The organism is Pantoea trifolii, assembly GCF_024506435.1.
In the GTDB taxonomy this organism is placed as follows: Bacteria; Pseudomonadota; Gammaproteobacteria; order Enterobacterales; family Enterobacteriaceae; genus Pantoea; species Pantoea trifolii.
Genome location: NZ_JANIET010000001.1, coordinates 575,726 through 597,530, shown reverse-complemented (window position 1 = coordinate 597,530; position 21,805 = coordinate 575,726). Strand labels below are relative to the sequence as shown.

Below are 21,805 nucleotides of genomic sequence, written 5' to 3'. Positions count from 1 at the left end.
CACAAGGATTCCCGCCCTCGCGATGATCTAAACACCTCTCCCCGCAAAGCAGGGAGAGGTAAATCGGTAAACGCTTACTCGGCGTCAGATGCATCAGATGCAGCGGTAGCAACTTCTTCCGCTGGTTTCTGCTCTGTCGCTTCTTTGATGCTCAGACGTACACGGCCCTGACGGTCAACTTCCATTACTTTCACTGGAACTTCCTGACCCATCTGCAGATAGTCAGTCACTTTCTCTACGCGCTTATCGGCGATCTGAGAAATGTGAACCAAACCTTCTTTACCGCCGCCGATTGCCACGAAGGCACCGAAATCAACGATACGTGTCACCTTACCTGAGTAAATGCGGCCAACTTCGATCTCAGCAGTAATCTCTTCAATACGACGAATGGCTTCTTTAGCTTTCAGGCTATCAGTTGCAGCGATCTTCACGGTGCCGTCATCTTCGATTTCGATGGTGGTGCCAGTTTCTTCGGTCAGCGCACGGATAACCGAGCCGCCTTTACCGATGACATCTTTGATCTTGTCTGAACTGATTTTGATAGTGTAAATGCGCGGCGCGAATTCAGAGATTTCCTGACGCGGCGTGCTGATTGCCTGCTCCATCACGCTCAGGATATGCAGACGCGCACCTTTAGCTTGGTTCAGAGCAACCTGCATGATTTCGCGGGTGATGCCTTCGATTTTGATATCCATCTGCAGCGCAGTAATACCATCGCGGCTACCTGCTACTTTAAAGTCCATGTCGCCGAGGTGATCTTCGTCACCCAGAATGTCAGACAGAACCACAAAGTTGTCGGCTTCTTTAACCAGACCCATCGCAATACCGGCTACGGCTGCTTTGATTGGTACGCCAGCATCCATCAGTGCCAGAGATGCACCGCACACGGAAGCCATTGAAGAAGAACCGTTAGATTCGGTGATTTCTGAAACCACACGCACGGTGTATGGGAAATCAGCTTGCTTAGGCATTACTGCCAGCACGCCACGCTTCGCCAGACGACCGTGACCAATCTCACGGCGCTTCGGTGAGCCAACCATACCGGTTTCGCCCACGCAGTACGGAGGGAAGTTGTAGTGGAACAGGAAGCTATCAGTACGCTCGCCCATCAACTCATCCAGATTCTGCGCATCACGTGCGGTACCCAGTGTTGCGGTAACCAGCGCCTGCGTTTCACCACGGGTAAACAGCGAAGAACCGTGTGTGCGTGGCAGTACGCCAGTGCGCACGTCCAGACCACGAATCATATCTTTCTCACGGCCATCAATACGCGGTTCGCCACGGATGATGCGGCTACGAACAACGCTCTTCTCAAGGTCGTGTACGATGTCAGCGATATCGCCAGCATCCAGTGTTTCATCTTCAGCCTGCAGTGCCGCGATGGTCGCGTCTTTCACTGCGCCAACCTGAGTGTAACGCTCTTGCTTATCAGTGATGCGATAGGCATCGCTGATGCCCGCTTCTGCCAGTGCAGTAACGCGTGCGATCAGTGCATCGTTAGTTGGCAGTGGCTGCCAATCCCAACGTGGTTTACCGGCTTCGGCAACCAGCGCATTGATGTTTTCGATAACGATCTGCTGCTGATCGTGGCCATATACTACAGCGCCCAGCATCTGCTCTTCAGTCAGGATGTCAGCTTCTGATTCCACCATCAGCACCGCGTTCTGGGTACCGGCAACAACCAGGTTCAGACGTGATTCGTTGATTTCATCAGCAGTTGGGTTTAGCACGTACTGGTCATTGATATAACCGACGCGCGCTGCGCCGATTGGACCATTGAACGGCAGGCCAGACAGAGCCAATGCAGCAGATGCACCGATCATCGCAACGATGTCTGGGTTAACCTGTGGGTTAACAGAAACCACGGTCGCAATAACCTGAACTTCGTTAATGAAGCCTTCCGGGAACAGCGGACGAACTGGACGGTCAATCAGGCGTGAGATCAGGGTTTCGCCTTCGCTTGGACGGCCTTCACGACGGAAGAAGCTACCCGGGATACGACCAGCAGCGTAAGTACGCTCCTGATAGTTAACCGTCAGCGGGAAGAAATCCTGACCTGGTTTCGTTTTTTTCTGGCCAACAACGGTAACGAATACAGCAGTGTCATCCATGCTCACCATTACTGCAGCGGTAGCCTGGCGCGCCATCATGCCGGTTTCCAGCGTGACGGTATGCTGACCATATTGGAATTTGCGTACGATCGGGTTCAGCAAAATTTAAGTCCTTAAATTCAGGGGCGCAGCCCATTCTGGCGCGCCGGGGATTACCGATCTTCAGTTGCATCCTCGCGACTAATGACAACCTTAACCGCCCATGCGGTAAAGCCTCTCATTAGCCGCGCGAACCTCTGCAAGCAAAGATCACTCTCTGCAACAATACATGAGTTTGGTCCGGATTGCTGCGGATTGCTCGAAAAAAGGGGCCATAAAGGCCCCCTTTTCGCGAAACTCGCACAAATCTGATCGTCAGATGCGTTTTTTTGCATAGTGCATGCGCTACACCCTTGATCAGATTCTTCAGACTTAGCGACGCAGACCCAGGCTTTCGATCAGACCGGTGTAGCGAGCAACGTCTTTACGCTTCAGGTAGTCCAGCAGCTTACGACGCTGAGATACCATGCGCAGCAGACCGCGACGGCTGTGGTGATCTTTCTTGTGCTCAGAGAAGTGACCCTGCAGGTGGTTAATCTGAGCAGTCAGCAGAGCAACCTGAACTTCAGTTGAACCGCTGTCGTTGGTACCACGACCGTATTTAGCAACGATCTCTGCTTTAGCTTCTACGCTTAGAGACATAATAAACTCCAGTAAATAATGAATGTATGGGTGCCGATCTCTAATTCAGCAGCCCGCTTTTAAAGCCGCGCCATTCTACTCTTCGCCTGATAGCAACGCAAATGCGCCGTTAGGTCAAATGCGAGAGGATTGATTACGCAGGAAATTCTACCACCAGACGACGCGGCGCCACGCGCCCATCCTCGGCAATTTCGGCCATACCAATGAATTTGTGCTCATCACCTTCAGTCACGCGCACCAATCCTTGTTCCGGCGCATCCGCCACCTGAACCGGCATACCCTGTTTGAAATACGCCGCCACCGCGGGCAGCAAATTCACAATCGGGAACTCTTCTGCCGGGCTGTCCATCGGCAGCAATAGCGCATCAAGCGCGCTGTAATCTGGCGTTTCCGCCATGTTGACGGTAGCCGCCACGTCCTGCAGCTGCTCGAGCGTCACCATTCTTTCGATCGGATAACGCGCCACTTGCAGACGACGCAGCATGATAACGTGCGCACCGCAGCCAAGCCGCTCACCGAGATCATCGATGATAGTGCGGATGTAAGTGCCTTTAGAGACGTGAATCTCCAACTCCAGCTCATCCCCTTCCCAGCGAATAAACTGCAGCTCAAACACTTTGATCGGGCGCGCTTCACGCGGCACGGTAATGCCTTCACGAGCGTACTCGTACAGTTTGCGTCCCTGATACTTCAGCGCGGAGAACATGGTCGGCACCTGCATGGTGTCGCCACGAAAATAATCCAGCGCCGCGTCCAGTGCCGCCTGATCAAAAGTAATCGCACGGGTTTCAACAATATTGCCGTCGGCATCAGACGTATCGGTGCGTTCACCCAGGCGAGCAATGACGCGATAGCGCTTGTCAGAATCGAGCAGATACTGCGAAAACTTGGTGGCTTCGCCGAGGCAAACCGGCAGCATGCCGGTCGCCAGCGGATCGAGGGCACCGGTGTGGCCCGCTTTGTTCGCATTGAACAGACGTTTTACTTTCTGCAGCACATCATTGGAAGATGCGCCTTGATGCTTATCCAACAGAAACACACCGTGGACGTCGCGACCGCGACGACGAGGACGACTCATTAGTCCTCCTTGTCATCTTCCGCCGGGCTATCGCCACGGCGCTCAACATCGCTCTTAATGACGTTGCTGACCAGGTTCGACATGCGCATACCTTCGATCAGCGAGTTGTCGTAGAAGAAGGTCAGCTCCGGCACGATACGCAAGCGCATCGCTTTGCCTACCAGCGTACGGATATAGCCAGAAGCTTCTTTCAGCGCCTTCAGGCCGTTTTGTACCGCTTCTTCATCTTTGTCATTCAAAAAGGTCACAAACACCTTGGCATAGGCGAGATCGCGCGACACTTCGACGCCCGACACTGTCACCATCATACCGAGACGTGGATCTTTAATTTCGCGCTGCAGGATGATTGCAATCTCTTTCTGCAACTCCTGAGAAACGCGTTGTGGGCGGCCAAATTCTTTTGCCATTATTTCTTTCTCCCAAATAATTCGGGAGGCCAGAGGCCTCCCAAATTGCAACACATCAAATGATGATCAATCGATGGTGCGTTTAATTTCAATCACTTCGAACACTTCGATCATATCGCCAACGCGAACGTCGTTGTAGTTCTTCACGCCGATACCACATTCCATGCCGTTACGAACTTCGTTAACGTCATCTTTGAAGCGGCGCAGAGATTCCAGCTCGCCTTCATAGATAACCACGTTGTCACGCAGAACGCGGATTGGGTTGTGACGTTTGATGTTACCTTCGGTGACCATACAGCCCGCGATGGCACCAAACTTCGGTGATTTGAACACGTCACGTACCGCAGCCAGACCGATAATCTGCTGTTTGAACTCTGGCGCCAGCATACCGCTCATCGCTGCTTTCACTTCGTCGATCAGATTATAGATGACGGAGTAATAACGCAGGTCAACGTTTTCAGCGTCAATTACGCGGCGAGCAGATGCATCAGCACGCACGTTGAAGCCGAGGATGATAGCGTTGGATGCTGCAGCCAGGGTTGCGTCGGTTTCGGTGATACCACCTACGCCTGAACCGATGATGCGCACTTTCACTTCGTCGGTAGAGAGTTTCAGCAGCGAATCAGAGATCGCTTCGACAGAACCCTGTACGTCAGATTTCAGTACGATGTTCAGCTCAGACACTTCGCCTTCAGTCATGTTGGCGAACATGTTCTCCAACTTAGACTTCTGCTGACGCGCCAGCTTAACTTCACGGAATTTGCCCTGACGATACAGTGCAACTTCACGCGCTTTCTTCTCATCACGTACGACAGTCGCTTCATCACCTGCGGCCGGCACACCGGACAGACCCAGGATTTCCACCGGAATGGATGGACCCGCTTCCAGTACTTCACGACCCAGCTCGTCACGCATCGCACGTACACGGCCGTATTCGAAGCCGCACAGCACGATATCGCCTTTGTTCAGCGTACCTTCACGTACCAGCACGGTAGCAACCGGACCACGACCTTTGTCGAGGAACGATTCAATGACCACGCCGCTCGCCATACCTTCACGGATAGCTGAGAGTTCCAGTACTTCTGCTTGCAGCAGAATCGCATTCAACAGGTCGTCAATACCGGTACCGGCTTTCGCAGAGACGTTAACGAACATGTTCTCACCGCCCCACTCTTCCGGAAGAATGCCGTATTGGGTCAGTTCGTTCTTAACGCGGTCTGGATCAGCATCTGGCTTATCGATTTTGTTGACCGCAACAACCACTGGCACACCGGCTGCTTTCGCATGCTGGATAGCTTCAACGGTCTGAGGCATCACGCCATCGTCTGCAGCCACAACCAGGATAACGATATCCGTGGCCTGCGCACCACGAGCACGCATTGCGGTAAACGCGGCGTGTCCCGGGGTATCGAGGAAGGTGATCATACCGTTGTCAGTTTCAACGTGGTAAGCACCGATATGCTGGGTAATACCGCCCGCTTCGCCTGATGCCACTTTCGTTGAACGAATGTAGTCAAGCAGAGAGGTTTTACCGTGGTCAACGTGACCCATGATGGTAACGACCGGAGCACGAGACTCTTGCGCAGCATCGGTATCACGATCGTCCATTACCGCTTCTTCCAGCTCATTCTCGCGGCGCAGGATCACTTTGTGACCCATCTCTTCCGCGACCATCTGAGCGGTTTCTTGATCGATAACCTGGTTGATGGTCGCCATGGCGCCCATCTTCATCATCGCTTTAACGACCAGAGAACCTTTGATCGCCATTTTGTTGGCCAGTTCAGCAACGGTGATGGTTTCACCGATGACAACATCGCGGTTAACAGCCTGAGCTGGCTTGTTGAAGCCCTGCTGCAGGGTGCTTGGCTTACGATGTTTGCCACCTTTGCCGCCACGAACCTGCGCACGCGCTTCTTCGCGATCGGTTTTGGCTTCAGAATGCTTGTTGCCTTTCTTCACCGGGCGAGCAGCTTTGGTAGTGCGAGCACGTGCACGGCCAGCTTCTACCTGGCGATCGTTCTCGTCTTCTGCCTGACGGGCGTGAGTTGAGGTAGTGACGTGATAGTCGCCTTTATCCTCTTCTTCAGGTTTGGCCCATTCAGCGGCTTTTTCTTCAGCCAGGCGGCGGGCTTCTTCAGCCACGCGGCGCGCATCTTCTTCCAGCTTACGGCGTGCTTCTTCTTCTGCTTTACGTTTCAGTTCGGCAGCTTCTGCTTCACGACGGGCTTTATCAGACTGCGCAGCCTTGGCTACTACGTCGGTAGGTTGATTAGTCAATTTCTCTTTTTCCGCTGCTTCACGTTTGGCCTTGTCAGCGGCTTCGCGCTTGGCTTTATCTTCGGCTTCACGTTGCGCTTTCTGTTCAGCTTCGCGACGGGCTTGTTCTTCCGCCTCGCGACGCGCCTGCTCTTCCGCTTCACGCTGCGCCTCGGCTTCCGCTTCCGCCTGAGCTTGCTCAGACTCTGCATCGCCTTTCACGTATGTGCGCTTTTTGCGGACTTCAATTTGTACCGACTTACTTTTACCCCCGGTGACGGGAATATTCAAGGTGCTGCGCGTCTTGCGCTGCAAAGTCAGCTTGCTTGAACCGGTCTGACCGTGCTCACGATTCAGGTGAGACAGTAAGGTTTCTTTCTCTTGCTGGGACACCGCATCGTTCTCAGACTTACGGATCCCTGCATCAGCAAATTGCTGTACCAGGCGATCGACCGGGGTCTGAATTTCGGCGGCCAGCGATTTTACGGTTACATCTGTCATGCTGTTCCTTCCTGTTATTACGCGTCATCGCCGAACCAGCAGATATTACGTGCAGCCATAATCAGCGCACCGGCTTTCTCGTCATCCAGCCCTTCAATATCTGTCAGATCGTCAACACCTTGCTCAGCGAGATCTTCCAGCGTGCAAACGCCTTTCGCCGCCAGGCGATACGCCAGCGCACGATCCAAGCCCTCAAGATTCAGAAGATCCTCAGCGGGCTCCTGATTACCAAGGCTCTCTTCTTTCGCTAATGCCAGGGTAGTTAACGCATTTTTTGCTCGTTCACGCAGGGCTTCAATGGTCTCTTCATCGAGGCCGTCGATTTCCAGCAGCTCGTTGATTGGCACATAAGCCAATTCTTCCAGCGAAGAGAAGCCCTCTTCCACCAGAATGGTGGCGAACTCTTCGTCGATGTCGAGATGTTTGGTGAACATATCGATCGCTGCATGGGCTTCAGCTTGGTGCTTGGCCTGCAGATCATCGACGGTCATCACGTTCAGTTCCCAACCGCTCAGTTGGGAAGCCAGACGCACGTTTTGGCCATTACGGCCGATCGCCTGAGCCAGATTGCCGGCTTCAACAGCGATATCCATGGTGTGATTGTCTTCATCCACCACAATTGACGCCACATCGGCTGGCGCCATGGCGTTGATAACGAACTGCGCCGGGTTGTCGTCCCACAGCACAATGTCGATACGCTCGCCACCCAGCTCGCTCGAAACCGCCTGGACACGCGCACCGCGCATACCGACGCAAGCGCCCACTGGATCAATACGTTTATCGTTGGTTTTCACCGCGATTTTGGCGCGTGAACCCGGATCGCGCGCTGCCGCTTTGATCTCGATAACTTCTTCGCCAATTTCTGGCACCTCAATGCGGAACAATTCGATCAGCATCTCTGGCTTCGAGCGGGTGACAAACAGCTGCGCGCCACGCGCTTCAGGGCGAACGGCGTACAGCACACCGCGGATACGGTCACCTGGACGGAAGTTTTCACGCGGCAGCATGTCTTCACGCACAATCACGGCTTCAGCATTGCTGCCGAGGTCCAGTGAAATGTTGTCACGGTTCACTTTCTTCACCACGCCGGTGATGATTTCGCCTTCGTGTTGACGGAACTGATCAACCACCATCGCGCGCTCAGCTTCACGTACTTTTTGTACGATAACCTGCTTAGCAGTTTGGGTGGTGATACGGTCGAAGGTGACAGATTCAATCTGATCTTCGACAAATTCGCCCAGATTGAACGCTTCGTCTTCATAACGAGCTGCATCCAGCGTGATCTCGCGAGTCGGCTGCGTGACTTCTTCCACAATCTGCCAGCGACGGAAGGTGTCGAAATCGCCGCTGCGGCGATCGATGCTGACACGCACTTCGATCTCTTGCTCATACTTCTTTTTGGTCGCAGTGGCCAAAGCGCTCTCCAGCGCTTCGAAGATTTTCTCACGCGGCAGGGCTTTTTCGTTAGAAACGGCTTCTACTACAGCTAAGATCTCTTTGTTCATCCTGGTTAGCCTCAATCCGGACTTTTAAAAGTGGGGGACCAGGTTCGCTTTCTGAATGTTGCTCAGCGCGAACACTTCATCGTTACCCTCAACGGTCACCGTGATCATCTCGCCTTCAACAGACTTAATGATACCCTGCCATTTACGGCGGTTTTGTACGGCCATGCGTAGTACCAGGCTCACCTCGTCACCGGCAAAACGTGCATAGTGTTCAGCAGTGAAAAGAGGACGTTCGAGACCCGGCGAGGAAACTTCAAGGTTGTAAGCCACGGTAATTGGATCTTCCACATCCATTACTGCGCTAACCTGGTGGCTAACATCGGCGCAATCATCAACATTGATACCCTCTTCACTATCAATATAGATGCGCAGGGTTGATGTGCGACCACGAATAAACTCAATACCGACTAATTCGTAGCCAAGCGCTTCTACTGGAGCAGAGATCAACTCTGTCAATTTTTGCTCTAATGTGGACAAGCCCACCCCCAAGACATAAAAAAAGGGCCTATAGCCCAGTGTTTCGATTTCCTGATAACAAAAAACCCCGAATATTCGGGGCTTTTTGTGACTGGACCCTGTACGCCGCATAGCGGCTTCGGAGCACAATCCAAAAGAATTTTTTTCAAAAATCACTGAGATTGCGTCCGTCGATGCATACAGTATATTTGAAAAAGAACTCTAAGGGAAAGTGGTTGCGGGGGCCGGATTTGAACCGACGACCTTCGGGTTATGAGCCCGACGAGCTACCAGGCTGCTCCACCCCGCGTCCGAAAACGTGGCGAATAATACGCCGACCTTGCAAAAAATGCAAGTTAAACTGAGATTTGGTACCGAGGACGGGACTTGAACCCGTAAGCCCTTTCGAGCACTACCACCTCAAGGTAGCGTGTCTACCAATTTCACCACCTCGGTACATCACTAGACTGCGACGTTGTTTTATCGCACTACAGCGTTGACGATCTTACTGCGGGATATCATTGCCCGGCGTTGCCGGTTTAGCTGGCTGAGTCTGCTGTTCAGACTGCGCCGGCGCAGTGAGGTTATCCCACTCGCTACCTTTGGCTGTTTTATTACTGTTCAGGTTACCCAGAACCAGGCTGATGATGAAGAACAGCGTAGCCAGTACTGCGGTCATGCGAGTCATAAAGTTGCCAGACCCATTTGAACCGAACAGCGTACCAGAAGCGCCCGCACCGAATGAGGCTCCCATATCAGCGCCTTTGCCTTGCTGCAGCATGATCAAACCGACGAGGCCAATCGCTACAATAAGGAAAACAACTAACAGAGCTTCGTACATAATCAACCTGTTTCCTTGCGCGTTATCTGCACAGTTAAAGCTTCAACCAATATCGATGGGGAGTCTCGTCATCACCCATCAGAAGCGGGTGTGAATACTAACCAAAGGCACATACCTCTGCAAGTGCAATTTTCACCATCGCTTTCGATTGCGGAAAAAAGCACCACCCCGGTGATTTTGCAGGCGGAAAGTACAAAACCTCTCCGCCTGAAACAACTTAAACCGCTTTTACTGCATCCGCGATTTTGTGCGCCAGCGCGCTGACCTGCGCCTCATCTTCGCCTTCTACCATCACACGAATCAGTGGCTCTGTGCCGGATTTGCGCAGCAGCACACGACCGCGCCCCGCCAGCGTTTTTTCTGCTTCTGCGGTCACCGCTTTCACGCTCTCGCTTTCCAACGGATCGTGCTCGCCAGCGAAACGCACATTGACCAAAATCTGCGGCAGCATTTTCATGCCGCTGCACAGATCGTGAAGCGTCATATGGTTGCGCACGATTGCAGTGAGCACTTGCAAACTTGCCACAATGCCGTCGCCGGTGGTGGTCTTATCGAGCAGAATCACATGACCGGAGTTTTCCGCGCCTAAACGCCAGCCCTTCTCCTGCATTTTTTCCAGCACATAGCGGTCGCCCACTTTCGCACGAGTAAATGGAATGCCCAGCTGTTTCAGCGCCAGTTCCAGCCCCATGTTACTCATCAGCGTGCCGACCACGCCGCCGCGCAATTGGCCCTGACGCAGCCCTTCGCGTGCAATGATGTAGAGAATCTGATCGCCATCGACTTTATGACCTAAATGGTCAACCATCATGATGCGGTCGCCATCGCCGTCGTAAGCCAGTCCGAGATCGGCCTTCTCTTCCAACACGCGATGCTGCAGCAGACGCAGATCGGTCGCACCGCAATCTTTGTTAATGTTCATGCCATCCGGCTGCACGCCGATAGCAATCACAGTCGCACCCAGCTCACGCAGCACATTCGGCGCAATGTGGTAAGTCGCACCGTTAGCGCAATCGACCACAATCTTCAGCCCATTCAGGCTCAGCTCGCTGGGAAAAGTCCCTTTGCAGAATTCGATGTAACGACCTGCGGCATCGACAATGCGACTAGCGCGGCCCAGTTCAGCTGACTCCACACAGGTGATCGGCTTTTCCATCTCCAGCTCAATGGCTTCTTCAACTTCATCCGGCAGCTTGGTGCCTTCAGCAGAGAAGAATTTGATGCCATTGTCGTCGAAGGGATTATGCGAAGCCGAAATCACGATGCCGGCTTCAGCGCGAAAAGTGCGTGTCAGATAAGCAATAGCAGGCGTCGGCATCGGGCCGGTGAAGGCCGCCGACAATCCCGCCGCCGCTAGCCCCGCTTCCAATGCCGATTCCAGCATATAGCCTGAAATTCGCGTATCTTTACCAATCAATACTTTACGTGAACCCTGACGCGCCAGCACCTTACCGGCCGCCCAACCCAACTTGAGAACAAAATCAGGGGTAATCGGTGCTTCACCGACTTTGCCGCGAATACCATCTGTACCGAAATATTTACGATTACTCATGCCTTTATCCTTTTGCTCTCCGTGTCGCTTCGACGACGCGCATCGCTTCGACAGTCTCTTTCACATCATGCACGCGAATAATTTGCGCCCCTTGCATGGCGGCAATCACCGCACAGCTGAGGCTTCCGGTCAGGCGCTGCGCCGGACCGACATTTAGCAACTGACCAACCATCGACTTCCGCGACATCCCGACCAACAGCGGTAAGCCGTAATGGTGGAAATGACTCAGATTGGCCAGCAGTTCATAGTTGTGGCTGAGATTCTTACCGAAACCGAAGCCAGGATCGAGCAGCAGATTATCTTTTTTGATACCGGCTGCTTCACATCGCGCAATCTGCGCAGCGAAGTAAGCGTCCACTTCGTTCACGATATGGCTATATTCCGGTGCCTGCTGCATGGTGCGCGGTTCACCTTGCATATGCATCAAACACACCGGCAAACCGGTTTCTGCTGCCGCTGCCAGCGCGCCCGGTTCAGACAGTGAGCGAATGTCATTGATAATGTGAGCACCCACTCGCGCCGCTTCACGGATCACTTCTGGTTTGGAAGTATCCACGGAAATCCACACCTCAAAACGCTGCGCGATGGCTTCCACCACCGGAATAACGCGTGCCAGCTCTTCTTCTACGCTAACTTCATCAGCGCCCGGACGCGTTGATTCACCGCCCACATCAATGATGGTGGCACCGGCATTCACCATTTCATTGGTGTGCGTCAGCGCATCGACCAGCGTGTTGTGGCTTCCACCATCAGAGAAAGAGTCCGGCGTGACATTCAAAATACCCATCACATGGGGAAAAGAGAGATCGAGATGGGAATCACGGGCGAACAACTTCATGGCGAGAATCTCCTTGAGGAATCACTGAATCGCAGAATGTAAAAAACCCCGGACTTGCCGGGGTTTGCATTGTAACAAGTATTGCGGCTGCAAATCTGGCGGTGAGCAACGTATCCCGCCAGAAAGCTATCACATGATCTTGTCTGAACCCGGTGTTTTCGGGTCATCAACAGGACGTGGAGCCTGGGTAGAGTCGCCGTTACCCACAGCAACTTTCGCCTCTTCCCAGCCTGCTGGTGGACGCACTTCGCGGCGTGCCATCAGATCGCTGATTTGCGGTGCATCAATGGTCTCATACTTCATCAGCGCGTCTTTCATCGCGTGAAGGATGTCCATGTTTTCATTCAGAATACGGCGTGCACGCTGATAGTTGGTATCGATAAGGTGTTTAACTTCCTGATCGATAATGCGCGCCGTTTCATCTGACATGTGTTTTGCTTTCGCCACTGAACGACCGAGGAACACTTCACCCTCTTCTTCAGCGTAAAGCAATGGACCCAGCTTCTCAGAGAAGCCCCACTGCGTAACCATGTTGCGTGCTACGCTGGTTGCCATTTTGATGTCAGATGAAGCACCGGTAGAAACATAGTCCGGACCATAAATGATTTCTTCCGCCAGACGTCCGCCGTAAGCCACAGAAATACGGCTTTCCAGCTTCTGACGGTTGGCGCTGATCTCATCGCCTACTGGCAAGAAGAACGCCACACCCAGAGCACGACCACGCGGGATGATGGTGACCTTGTGCACCGGATCGTAACCCGGAACCAGCGTACCGACGATCGCGTGACCCGCTTCGTGATAGGCCGTCGATTCTTTCTGCTCTTCGGTCATCACCATGGAGCGACGTTCTGCACCCATCATGATTTTGTCTTTGGCTTTTTCAAACTCAACCATTGAAACCACACGCTTGTTGCCGCGAGCAGCAAACAGCGCAGCTTCGTTAACCAGGTTAGCCAAATCCGCACCGGAGAAGCCAGGCGTACCACGTGCGATAACTGAAGGATCCATGTCGGTGGCCAGCGGCACACGACGCATATGGACTTTCAGAATCTGCTCACGACCACGCACATCTGGCAGACCGACAACAACCTGACGGTCAAAGCGGCCTGGACGCAGCAGCGCTGGGTCAAGTACGTCAGGACGGTTAGTTGCCGCGATTACGATGATGCCTTCATTACCTTCAAAGCCATCCATCTCAACCAGCATCTGGTTCAGCGTTTGTTCACGTTCATCGTGACCACCGCCTAAACCGGCGCCACGCTGACGGCCAACTGCATCGATTTCATCGATAAAGATGATGCATGGCGCAGCTTTCTTGGCTTGTTCGAACATGTCACGCACACGAGATGCACCAACGCCGACAAACATTTCAACGAAGTCAGAACCGGAAATAGTAAAGAAAGGCACTTTCGCTTCGCCAGCAATCGCTTTCGCCAGCAGCGTTTTACCGGTACCCGGAGGGCCGACCATCAGGACGCCTTTCGGGATTTTACCGCCCAGTTTCTGGAAACGGCTCGGCTCACGCAGATACTCTACCAGCTCACCCACTTCTTCTTTGGCCTCATCACAACCGGCCACGTCAGCAAAAGTGGTTTTGATCTGATCTTCGGTCAGCATGCGGGCTTTGCTCTTGCCGAAGGACATCGCGCCCTTGCCGCCGCCGCCCTGCATCTGCCGCATAAAGAAGATCCACACGCCAATCAGCAGCAGCATTGGGAACCATGAGATGAAGATGGAAGCCAGCAGGCTTGGTTCTTCAGGCGGTTCGCCAACTACTTTGACGTTTTTGGTCAACAGGTTATCGAGTAACTTAGGATCGTTGACGGGGATATAGGTGGTGTATTTATTGCTGTCTTTTTTGACAACGTTAATCTCACGCCCGTTAATTCGTGCCTCGCGGACCTGATCTTGGTTCACTTCCGATAGGAAAGTTGAATAATCAACCCTACGGCCATTCGACTCGCTGGGCCCAAAGCTCTGGAATACAGACATCAGCACGACCGCGATGACTAACCAGAGAATCAGGTTTTTCGCCATGTCACTCAAGGGATTAACCTCATATTACAACGATGTTAACAGACAGCGTAGGGTACTATAGTTCCTTCATACCTGGAATCGCAGTGCGGATGATTTTGCTTGTTTACCCTGAAACTCAGAATTACACATCAGAGTAAACGCATTGGTCGTCTTGCTTTGATTCCGGCAATTCGGGCTAAAGTTTGCGCCCCGTCGCCACAATGTACACTTCGCGCGAACGTAATCGCGAAGCGTCCGGCTTACGAATTTTCACTTTCGTAAACAGGGAGCGAATTTCCCGCAGGTATTCATCGAAGCCATCTCCCTGAAACACTTTCACGACAAAACTGCCGCCTGGGGCCAGGATATCCCGACACATTTCCAGCGCCAATTCTACCAAATACATCGAACGTGGAATATCAACCGCAGGTGTACCGCTCATGTTGGGTGCCATATCAGACATCACCACCTGCACCTTTTGGTCGCCTACGCGCTCGAGTAAGGCGTTAAGTACCGCCTCATCTCGAAAATCGCCCTGCAAAAAATCAACGCCGACAATCGGATCCATTGGTAACAGATCGCAGGCGATGATACGACCACTTGATCCGATAAGCTGAACCACATATTGCGACCAACCGCCGGGTGCCGCACCGAGATCAACAACTGTCATCCCGGGTTTGAAAATCTTGTCACCCTGCTGAATTTCTTCAAGTTTAAACCAGGCACGCGAACGTAACCCTTTTTTCTGTGCCTGCAGCACATATTTATCGCTAAAGTGTTCCTGTAGCCAGCGACTGGAACTGGCCGAACGCTTTTTACCCGTCATAATTTTTCCAATTAAATCGTCATCGTAGCGATAAATCAGCACGCAATGGTCGCGTTGATTTGGCGATATACCCGAGATGGCGGTAGAATGAACCGTTTTCAATCCCTGAGTAAGCAAAAAATACGATGAATCTGAGTACCAAACAAAAACAGCACCTGAAAGGCCTTGCCCATCCGCTTAAGCCGGTTGTCATGCTGGGCGGTAATGGCCTGACCGAAGGCGTGCTCGCCGAAATCGAACTGGCGCTCGAGCATCACGAATTGATCAAGGTAAAAATTGCCTCGGAAGATCGTGAAACTAAGCAGCTGATCGTGGACGCTATCGTGCGTGAGACTAAAGCAGGCAACGTACAGGTAATCGGCAACACGCTGGTGCTGTATCGCCCTGCCAAAGAGCGTAAAATTACTCTTCCGCGTTAATCATGCCTTTAAAGGCGGCGACGGGCAAAGAAAGTGCCACGCTCCTGCATGTGATAAAAGGCCGCAATGCGGCCTTTTTCCTTTCTTTACAAAATGCAGCGACATATTGCAAAGCGTAGCAATATCTTAAAGGTATTCCACCTTCAGGACTTCATATTCCACATCCCCGCCCGGGGTTTTCACAATCGCGACATCGTCTGCTGATTTTCCAACCAATCCACGCGCCATCGGCGAATTCACTGAAATCAGGTTCTGTTTGAAGTCAGCTTCATCGTCACCCACGATGCGATAGGTGAACTCTTCATCCGTATCCACATTGAGGATGGTCACGGTAGCGCCAAAAATCACGCGACCGGTTTTTGGCATGGCAGTTACATCAATGACTTGCGCATTGGAAAGCTTGGCTTCGATCTCCTGAATACGACCCTCGCAGAAACCCTGTTCTTCGCGAGCCGCATGATATTCGGCATTTTCTTTCAAATCGCCGTGCTCACGGGCTGTGGCGATGGAGGCGATAATGCGCGGACGCTTCACGGATTTCAGTTCGTTCAGTTCTTCGCGTAGCTTCTCAGCGCCTTTCAACGTCATCGGAATCTGATTCATTTTGGCTCCTCGTCATCTATCCTGGTTAACGGCGTCATCCTGACCGGTGACAGCAGAAAACAGCTTCTGCGGCGCGTTACCTCTTTTCACAAGCAAAAGAAGCCTGACCGGGAAAGCTTTCCGGGTCAGGATCGGTTTTGCATTTTGATACGTATTTTACCCTAGAGTTCCCTGTGGGTCATCGTTTACTTTGCACCGTCCGGGGACGTAGTATTGACGCCCTCACCCGTCAGTTACCGCGAGATTATGCGATTTTCACGACTTGTTACCGGATTAACCTGTGCGTTTATGCTGCAGGCACAAGCAGCCCCCGTTGATGAATACATGCAGTATTTGCCAGACGGCGCAAACCTGGCGCTGATGGTACAAAAAGTGGGCGCATCCACCCCGATAATCGATTATCACGGCAAACAGATGGCGTTACCGGCCAGCACCATGAAAGTGGTGACAGCGCTGGCGGCTTTGTTAGAACTCGGGCCCGATTTCCGTTTCCAGACCACCATGGAGACCAAAGGTGCGGTTAACGATGGCACCTTGAATGGCGATTTGGTGGCGCGTTTTGGCGGCGATCCCACGCTGGGTCGCCAGGATCTGCGCAACATGGTTGCCGCGCTGAAAAAGCAGGGCATCACCCATATCAAGGGCAACCTGGTGATCGACACCTCGGTATTCGCCAGCCACGATATGGCGCCAGGCTGGCCGTGGAACGATCTGACGCAGTGCTTCAGTGCGCCGCCGGGCGCAGCAATCGTCGATAAAAACTGTTTCTCGGTTTCGCTGTATAGCGCCAACACGCCGGGCGAAAACGCCTTTGTGCGTATCGCTTCCTATTATCCGGCGCACATGTTTAGTCAGGTGCGCACCATTGGCCGCAACAGCGGTGACGGACAATATTGCGAGCTGGATGTGGTGCCAGGCGAGCTCAATCGCTACACCTTAACCGGCTGCATGCGCCAACGTTCAGAGCCGCTGCCGCTGGCCTTTGCCGTGCAGGACGGGGCTGCGTGGGCCGGTGAGATTCTTAAAGCCGAGCTGCGCGCCGCCGATATTGATTACAGTGGTCATCTGGTTCGCCAGGCACAAGTGACATCGCCGGGCACCGTGTTGGCTTCGACGCAATCTGCACCGCTGCACACGCTGCTGCACACCATGCTGAAGAAGTCAGACAACATGATCGCCGATACCGTGTTCCGCACCATCGGCCATCACTACTTCAACGTGCCGGGCACCTTCCGCGCGGGTTCGGATGCGGTACGTCGCATTCTGCGCGAAAAAGCCGGTGTCGATCTCGGTAACAGCATTCAGGTTGATGGTTCCGGGCTGTCGCGCCATGACCTGATCGCGCCAGATACCATGATGCAAGTGCTGCAATACATTGCGAAAAATGATTCGACGCTGAATTACATTTCGATGCTGCCGCTGGCCGGTTACGACGGCACGCTGCAATATCGCGGCGGTCTGCACGAAGCAGGACTGGATGGCAAAGTATCGGCGAAAACCGGTTCGCTGCAGGGCGTCTATAATCTGGCAGGATTCATCACCACCTCCAGCGGCGCGCGCGTCGCCTTTGTCCAGTTCCTGTCCGGCTATGCTGTGCCGCCGGAAGATCAGAAAACGCGCCGCATCCCGCTGGTACGTTTTGAGAGCCGCCTCTATACGGATATCAACAAGAACAACTGATGAAACTGCTAATTGTTGAAGATGATGCACTATTGCAATCGGGCCTTGCGCAGGCACTAAGCTCGCAGGGCTACGCCATCGACTGCGCGAGCACGGCTGCAGAGAGCAATGCGCTGCTGCGTAGCGGGCAATACAGCCTGATTGTGCTCGATCTCGGCTTGCCGGATCGCGATGGTGCTTCACTGCTGCGTCAGTGGCGACGCGACGGCATTGCGGTGCCGGTATTGATCCTTACAGCGCGCGATGCGCTGGAGGATCGCGTTGATGGTCTGGATGCCGGCGCTGATGATTATCTGGTGAAGCCGTTTGCGCTGGTTGAGTTACAGGCACGCGTGCGAGCGCTGATTCGCCGTTATCAGGGCCACAGCGATAACCTGCTGCAACAGGGCGATTTGACGCTCAATCTCAGTTCACAGCAGGTTTTGCTGGAAGCGATTCCGCTGGAGATCACGCCAAAAGAGTTCGCGTTGCTCACCCGCTTACTGATGCGCGTGGGGCAAAACGTGCATCGCGAAACGCTGCAGCAGGATCTCTACAGCTGGAATGACGATCCCGGCTCCAATACCCTCGAAGTTCACATCCACAATTTACGTCGCAAGCTCGGGAAAGATCGCATCAAAACCGTGCGCGGCGTCGGTTACCGTCTGGAAATCCGCGAATGAACAGCATGCGTCAGCGATTACTGATTATGCTGGCGCTGATTCTCCTCACCTGTCAGGTGATGAGCGCCATCTGGCTGTGGCATGAAAGCCGCGAGCAGATCAGTTTTTTGGTCAACGAAACGCTCTCGGCGCAGGCGCGTAACGATCGCGTGGAAAACGAGATCCGTGAGGCGATTGCCTCGTTGCTGCTGCCTTCATTAGTGATGGTCGCCCTCACCTTGCTGCTGTCATTTTGGGCGATTAACTGGATTATTCGTCCGCTGAAATCGCTGCAGGACAGCCTGGCGCATCGTTCAGCGGATAATCTGACGCCGTTACCGATCTACTCCGAAATGGATGAGATCGTGGCGGTAACCACCTCGATCAACCAACTGTTTTCACGCCTCGATCACACCTTGCAGCAGGAACGGCTGTTCACCGCCGACGCCGCGCACGAGTTGCGTACGCCGCTGGCCGGGTTGCGCCTGCACCTCGAGCTGCTCCACCAGCAGAACGTGCCGCAGAGCGAGATGCTCATTGAACGCATCGATCAGCTGATGCACACCGTGGAACAGCTTTTAATGTTATCGCGCGCCGGACAAGCGCTGGCGGGCGGTCACTATCAGCAGTTGCAGTGGCAACAAGACATCATGCAACCGTTGAAACCAGAAATGGCCGAAATGTATCAACAGCGTCAGCAAATCCTGCACTGGCCGCAGAACAACGATGTGCCGCAGCAAGGCGAAGCGGTACTGCTGCGCCTGATGCTGCGCAATCTGCTGGAAAACGCCTCGCGTTACAGCCCGGAAGGCAGCGAAGTCGCGGTGAAGATGCAGCAGGATCAGCAACAAGTGATTATCGAAGTGTGGGATCAAGGTCCGGGCATTGAAGCCGCCGCAGCGGAAGAGCTCACGCAAGCATTTCGTCGTCGCGATCAGCGTTACGGCGGCAGCGGTTTGGGTTTGAATATCGTGCTGCGCATCGTGCAGATGCATCGCGGCAGACTGGAATTGGTCAATCGTGAAGATCGCAGCGGGCTGATTGCCCGCTGCTATTTACCGCATCAACTAATTGGCTAAACGCCGTTAGAAGTGGGTATTCAGGCTCATAAAGTAAGTACGACCGGATTCGTTGTAGGTATTGGCGCCGGCACCATACAGATAAGAGTTGGTGTTGGCGTTACCGGTGGTTTGCGCATTACCTTCGCGATAGTGGCGTTTATCGAACAGGTTATCGATTCCCACCGTGACGCTGGCGTACTTGTTGATATCGTAGGTACCGCTCATGCCGATAATTGAGTAAGGACTCACTTTATCCGTTGCGCTGCCGGTAGAAAGATTCCCTTTATAATCATACTTCTTCGGCGTCTGCGTGCCGTACCAGGTCAGCGTGGTTTGCAGTGAAAGATCCTGCGTCGCCTGCCAGCTCAGCGTCGAGTTCAGCGTGTACTCCGGAATCACCGATAAACGATCGCCGGTCTCTTTGTTCTTACTCTGCAGCATATAAGTGAAGTTGTTGTTCCACGTCACGCTGTCGGAGAACGGCACGTTGACGGTACCTTCCAGCCCTTCCACCACCGCTTTCGGTACGTTTTCCCACTTATAAATATCGGTGGTGCCATTGGACGCTTTGCTGACTGGCGAGTAACCGGCTTCGATCTTGTTACGATAATCGTTGCGGAACCAGGTCAAACCGGCCTGATAACCTTCGTGTTTCCACTCCAGACCAATCTCTTTGTTGATGCTGTTTTCTGCTTTCAGGTCGCTGTTACCTTGCAGGTAACAAGCGCCGGTGCTGGCCGCACAACCCTGGCCATTGCTGTACAACAAGTAGTTTGGATTGGTTTGATACAGGCTCGGCGCTTTGTAAGCGCGTCCAATCCCCATCTTCAGCGTGAAGTCATCGCCCAAACCTTGCGACAGGTTGAGCGACGGGCTCCAGTTATTGCCAACAATCGAGTGGTGATCGAAACGCAGGCTTGGCGTCAGCATGGTGCTGTCGGTCAGCTCCATGTTGTCTTCCGCAAACAGCGAGAAAATCTCTGCCTGGGAATACGGGCTGCGGCCGGTGTTATCGATGCCCGGCACCGAACCGTAGTTCGCCGCCTGCGTGTTGGAAGAACCGTCTTTCATGCGCTGCTGGTTCCATTCGGTACCCAGCGTCGCGGTTTGGTTAAACAGCAGTTCAAACGGAATGCTGACTTCGCTATGCAGCAGCACATCATCCAGTTGGATGGTGTTGAAATCACTGTTGGAGAAGATGCCTTCGGTGCCGCCCGCCAAACCTTCGTTAATGCGCGAGTTGCGGGTTTTCTCGTAGCGCGCGTAGGTGTTGGTGCTGACGCCGTTATCCCATGCGCCGGTCCATTTCAATGACATGTTCTGCCGATACAGACGGTTAGTTTCGTCACCGTACAGGCTTTTCACCAGCGCGCTGGTGTTGGTGTTCTGCGTGTCACCCGCATACAGATTGCCCTGACGGCTGAAACCGCCCTGCAGCTCCAGCGTCTGCATCGGCGCAAAGGCCCAGCTCAGCAAGGCATTGATATCTTTATTAACCGAGCCTTCACGACCCGCCGGATAGCTGTCGGCATAGGTGCCGGTGCGCGCCGCCGCATGACCTTCGTTGATGTCATAGGCATCGGCCTGGGTTTTGGCTAAACCGCCGTACAAACGGAAGTTGAAATCATCGCCCAGCGGCCCTTCGAGGCTGAAGTTGGTGCGCTTGGTCGCGCCTTCCGCTTTATGTTCCGGCACGTTGAAATAGGTGTTCCAGGAACCGTGCCACTGCTGATCGGTCTGTTTCTTAGTGATGATATTCACCACGCCGCCCGCTGCACCGTTGCCGTAACGCACCGCTGCCGGTCCGCGAATCACGTCGATGTGATCGATCATCTCCGGCGGCACCCAGTTGGTATCGCCACGCGTATCACGTTCACCACGCCAGCCGAGGCGCACCGAATTGCGGCTGGTGATCGGCATGCCGTCTACCATGATCAGGGTGTTTTCCGGGCCCATGCCACGAATATCGATCTGGCGATTGTTACCGCGCTGGCCGCTGGTGGAGTTGCCGGTCAGGTTAACGCCAGGCATGGTACGGATAATTTCAGATACATCGCGTGCTGGCGGATGCTTTTTGATTTCGTCGGCGGTAATGGTTGAGACGCCCGGCGCTTGCAGGTTCTGCTGCTGCGCGGTGACCATCAAGATGCCGCCGTCCATTGATGGTGCGTCAGTGGTGCTGGCTGAGGTTTTGCTGGAAGAAGTCTCTGCTGCCCAGGCGCTGCTGGAGAGCAGTGCGGCGCTGAGCCCCAGTTCAATCAGAATGGCTAATGATAAGCGTGAGTAATTTTTCATTTTATACGTTCCTGGATGGCCAGCGAAAAGCCGTTGGA

General features: G+C 53.6%; 18 protein-coding genes and 2 tRNA genes. 4 read left to right on the top strand and 16 right to left on the bottom strand.

Going from position 1 to position 21,805, the window contains the following annotated elements; genetic code table 11:
• Positions 1-74 precede the first annotated feature (74 nt).
• The 14 genes from pnp to rlmE all read right to left on the bottom strand — a co-directional run bounded on the left by pnp (position 75) and on the right by rlmE (position 15,068).
• On the bottom strand, positions 75-2,213 hold the full coding sequence (pnp, locus tag NQH49_RS02640; RefSeq protein WP_008104291.1) for a polyribonucleotide nucleotidyltransferase: 2,139 nt from the start codon (positions 2,211-2,213) through the stop codon (positions 75-77).
• Positions 2,214-2,522: 309 nt separating this feature from the next.
• Positions 2,523-2,792, bottom strand: a complete 270-nt coding sequence (gene rpsO / locus NQH49_RS02635) for a 30S ribosomal protein S15 (RefSeq protein ID WP_036620269.1) — start codon at positions 2,790-2,792, stop codon at positions 2,523-2,525.
• Between the two features lie 133 nt (positions 2,793-2,925).
• Positions 2,926-3,870 (bottom strand): tRNA pseudouridine(55) synthase TruB, encoded by a 945-nt coding sequence (gene truB / locus NQH49_RS02630; RefSeq protein ID WP_256698285.1) that lies wholly within the window; start codon positions 3,868-3,870, stop codon positions 2,926-2,928.
• Positions 3,870-4,277 (bottom strand): 30S ribosome-binding factor RbfA, encoded by a 408-nt coding sequence (gene rbfA, locus NQH49_RS02625; protein WP_007886693.1) that lies wholly within the window; start codon positions 4,275-4,277, stop codon positions 3,870-3,872. The genes truB and rbfA overlap by 1 nt, the downstream gene beginning before the upstream one ends.
• 66 nt (positions 4,278-4,343) lie before the next feature.
• Positions 4,344-7,034, bottom strand: a complete 2,691-nt coding sequence (infB, locus tag NQH49_RS02620) for a translation initiation factor IF-2 (protein ID WP_256698284.1) — start codon at positions 7,032-7,034, stop codon at positions 4,344-4,346.
• 17 nt (positions 7,035-7,051) lie between these two features.
• The gene (gene nusA, locus NQH49_RS02615; protein WP_008104302.1) at positions 7,052-8,539 is read right to left on the bottom strand and encodes a transcription termination factor NusA; all 1,488 of its coding nucleotides are present in this window, start codon (positions 8,537-8,539) and stop codon (positions 7,052-7,054) included.
• 24 nt (positions 8,540-8,563) lie between these two features.
• On the bottom strand, positions 8,564-9,016 hold the full coding sequence (gene rimP / locus NQH49_RS02610) for a ribosome maturation factor RimP (protein WP_036620302.1): 453 nt from the start codon (positions 9,014-9,016) through the stop codon (positions 8,564-8,566).
• Between the two features lie 212 nt (positions 9,017-9,228).
• Positions 9,229-9,305, bottom strand: a tRNA-Met gene (locus NQH49_RS02605).
• Positions 9,306-9,364: 59 nt separating this feature from the next.
• Positions 9,365-9,451, bottom strand: a tRNA-Leu gene (locus NQH49_RS02600).
• A 49-nt stretch (positions 9,452-9,500) separates the two neighbouring features.
• Entirely contained in the window at positions 9,501-9,836 is a 336-nt protein-coding gene (secG, locus tag NQH49_RS02595) for a preprotein translocase subunit SecG (protein ID WP_007886689.1), read from the bottom strand.
• A gap of 217 nt (positions 9,837-10,053) precedes the next feature.
• On the bottom strand, positions 10,054-11,388 hold the full coding sequence (gene glmM / locus NQH49_RS02590; protein WP_008104307.1) for a phosphoglucosamine mutase: 1,335 nt from the start codon (positions 11,386-11,388) through the stop codon (positions 10,054-10,056).
• A gap of 4 nt (positions 11,389-11,392) precedes the next feature.
• Complete coding sequence (gene folP, locus NQH49_RS02585; protein WP_256698283.1) at positions 11,393-12,226, bottom strand: dihydropteroate synthase; 834 nt, start codon at positions 12,224-12,226, stop codon at positions 11,393-11,395.
• 129 nt (positions 12,227-12,355) lie between these two features.
• Entirely contained in the window at positions 12,356-14,263 is a 1,908-nt protein-coding gene (gene ftsH / locus NQH49_RS02580) for an ATP-dependent zinc metalloprotease FtsH (RefSeq protein WP_036620266.1), read from the bottom strand.
• Between the two features lie 175 nt (positions 14,264-14,438).
• Complete coding sequence (gene rlmE, locus NQH49_RS02575; RefSeq protein WP_007886684.1) at positions 14,439-15,068, bottom strand: 23S rRNA (uridine(2552)-2'-O)-methyltransferase RlmE; 630 nt, start codon at positions 15,066-15,068, stop codon at positions 14,439-14,441.
• A 125-nt stretch (positions 15,069-15,193) separates the two neighbouring features.
• On the opposite strand from rlmE, the gene yhbY reads away from it, so the two are divergent.
• Positions 15,194-15,487: a ribosome assembly RNA-binding protein YhbY gene (yhbY, locus tag NQH49_RS02570; RefSeq protein ID WP_007886683.1), complete on the top strand. Its 294-nt coding sequence runs from the start codon at positions 15,194-15,196 to the stop codon at positions 15,485-15,487.
• Between the two features lie 126 nt (positions 15,488-15,613).
• On the opposite strand, the gene greA is transcribed toward yhbY, so the two are convergent.
• Positions 15,614-16,090, bottom strand: coding sequence for a transcription elongation factor GreA (gene greA / locus NQH49_RS02565; protein ID WP_008104312.1), 477 nt, complete (start codon positions 16,088-16,090; stop codon positions 15,614-15,616).
• 246 nt (positions 16,091-16,336) lie between these two features.
• Between greA and dacB the strand changes: the two genes are divergently transcribed.
• The 3 genes from dacB to pmrB are packed head-to-tail and all read left to right on the top strand — an operon-like array spanning position 16,337 to position 19,490.
• Positions 16,337-17,770, top strand: coding sequence for a serine-type D-Ala-D-Ala carboxypeptidase (gene dacB, locus NQH49_RS02560; protein ID WP_154154463.1), 1,434 nt, complete (start codon positions 16,337-16,339; stop codon positions 17,768-17,770).
• Positions 17,770-18,432 (top strand): two-component system response regulator PmrA, encoded by a 663-nt coding sequence (gene pmrA / locus NQH49_RS02555; protein WP_008104316.1) that lies wholly within the window; start codon positions 17,770-17,772, stop codon positions 18,430-18,432. The genes dacB and pmrA overlap by 1 nt, the downstream gene beginning before the upstream one ends.
• Positions 18,429-19,490 (top strand): two-component system sensor histidine kinase PmrB, encoded by a 1,062-nt coding sequence (pmrB, locus tag NQH49_RS02550; protein ID WP_256698281.1) that lies wholly within the window; start codon positions 18,429-18,431, stop codon positions 19,488-19,490. The genes pmrA and pmrB overlap by 4 nt, the downstream gene beginning before the upstream one ends.
• A 6-nt stretch (positions 19,491-19,496) precedes the next feature.
• On the opposite strand, the gene NQH49_RS02545 is transcribed toward pmrB, so the two are convergent.
• On the bottom strand, positions 19,497-21,767 hold the full coding sequence (locus NQH49_RS02545) for a TonB-dependent siderophore receptor (RefSeq protein WP_256698280.1): 2,271 nt from the start codon (positions 21,765-21,767) through the stop codon (positions 19,497-19,499).
• Positions 21,768-21,805 lie beyond the last annotated feature (38 nt).

Excerpts from the sequence above, each read along its gene's own strand:
- greA (WP_008104312.1), bottom strand. The coding sequence starts at position 16,090 with ATGAATCAGATTCCGATGACGTTGAAAGGCGCTGAGAAGCTACGCGAA.
- pmrB (WP_256698281.1), top strand. The coding sequence starts at position 18,429 with ATGAACAGCATGCGTCAGCGATTACTGATTATGCTGGCGCTGATTCTC.
- rpsO (WP_036620269.1), bottom strand. The coding sequence starts at position 2,792 with ATGTCTCTAAGCGTAGAAGCTAAAGCAGAGATCGTTGCTAAATACGGT.
- yhbY (WP_007886683.1), top strand. The coding sequence starts at position 15,194 with ATGAATCTGAGTACCAAACAAAAACAGCACCTGAAAGGCCTTGCCCAT.
- ftsH (WP_036620266.1), bottom strand. The coding sequence starts at position 14,263 with ATGGCGAAAAACCTGATTCTCTGGTTAGTCATCGCGGTCGTGCTGATG.
- pmrA (WP_008104316.1), top strand. The coding sequence starts at position 17,770 with ATGAAACTGCTAATTGTTGAAGATGATGCACTATTGCAATCGGGCCTT.
- folP (WP_256698283.1), bottom strand. The coding sequence starts at position 12,226 with ATGAAGTTGTTCGCCCGTGATTCCCATCTCGATCTCTCTTTTCCCCAT.
- rlmE (WP_007886684.1), bottom strand. The coding sequence starts at position 15,068 with ATGACGGGTAAAAAGCGTTCGGCCAGTTCCAGTCGCTGGCTACAGGAA.
- truB (WP_256698285.1), bottom strand. The coding sequence starts at position 3,870 with ATGAGTCGTCCTCGTCGTCGCGGTCGCGACGTCCACGGTGTGTTTCTG.
- dacB (WP_154154463.1), top strand. The coding sequence starts at position 16,337 with ATGCGATTTTCACGACTTGTTACCGGATTAACCTGTGCGTTTATGCTG.
- NQH49_RS02545 (WP_256698280.1), bottom strand. The coding sequence starts at position 21,767 with ATGAAAAATTACTCACGCTTATCATTAGCCATTCTGATTGAACTGGGG.
- glmM (WP_008104307.1), bottom strand. The coding sequence starts at position 11,388 with ATGAGTAATCGTAAATATTTCGGTACAGATGGTATTCGCGGCAAAGTC.
- infB (WP_256698284.1), bottom strand. The coding sequence starts at position 7,034 with ATGACAGATGTAACCGTAAAATCGCTGGCCGCCGAAATTCAGACCCCG.
- nusA (WP_008104302.1), bottom strand. The coding sequence starts at position 8,539 with ATGAACAAAGAGATCTTAGCTGTAGTAGAAGCCGTTTCTAACGAAAAA.
- secG (WP_007886689.1), bottom strand. The coding sequence starts at position 9,836 with ATGTACGAAGCTCTGTTAGTTGTTTTCCTTATTGTAGCGATTGGCCTC.
- rbfA (WP_007886693.1), bottom strand. The coding sequence starts at position 4,277 with ATGGCAAAAGAATTTGGCCGCCCACAACGCGTTTCTCAGGAGTTGCAG.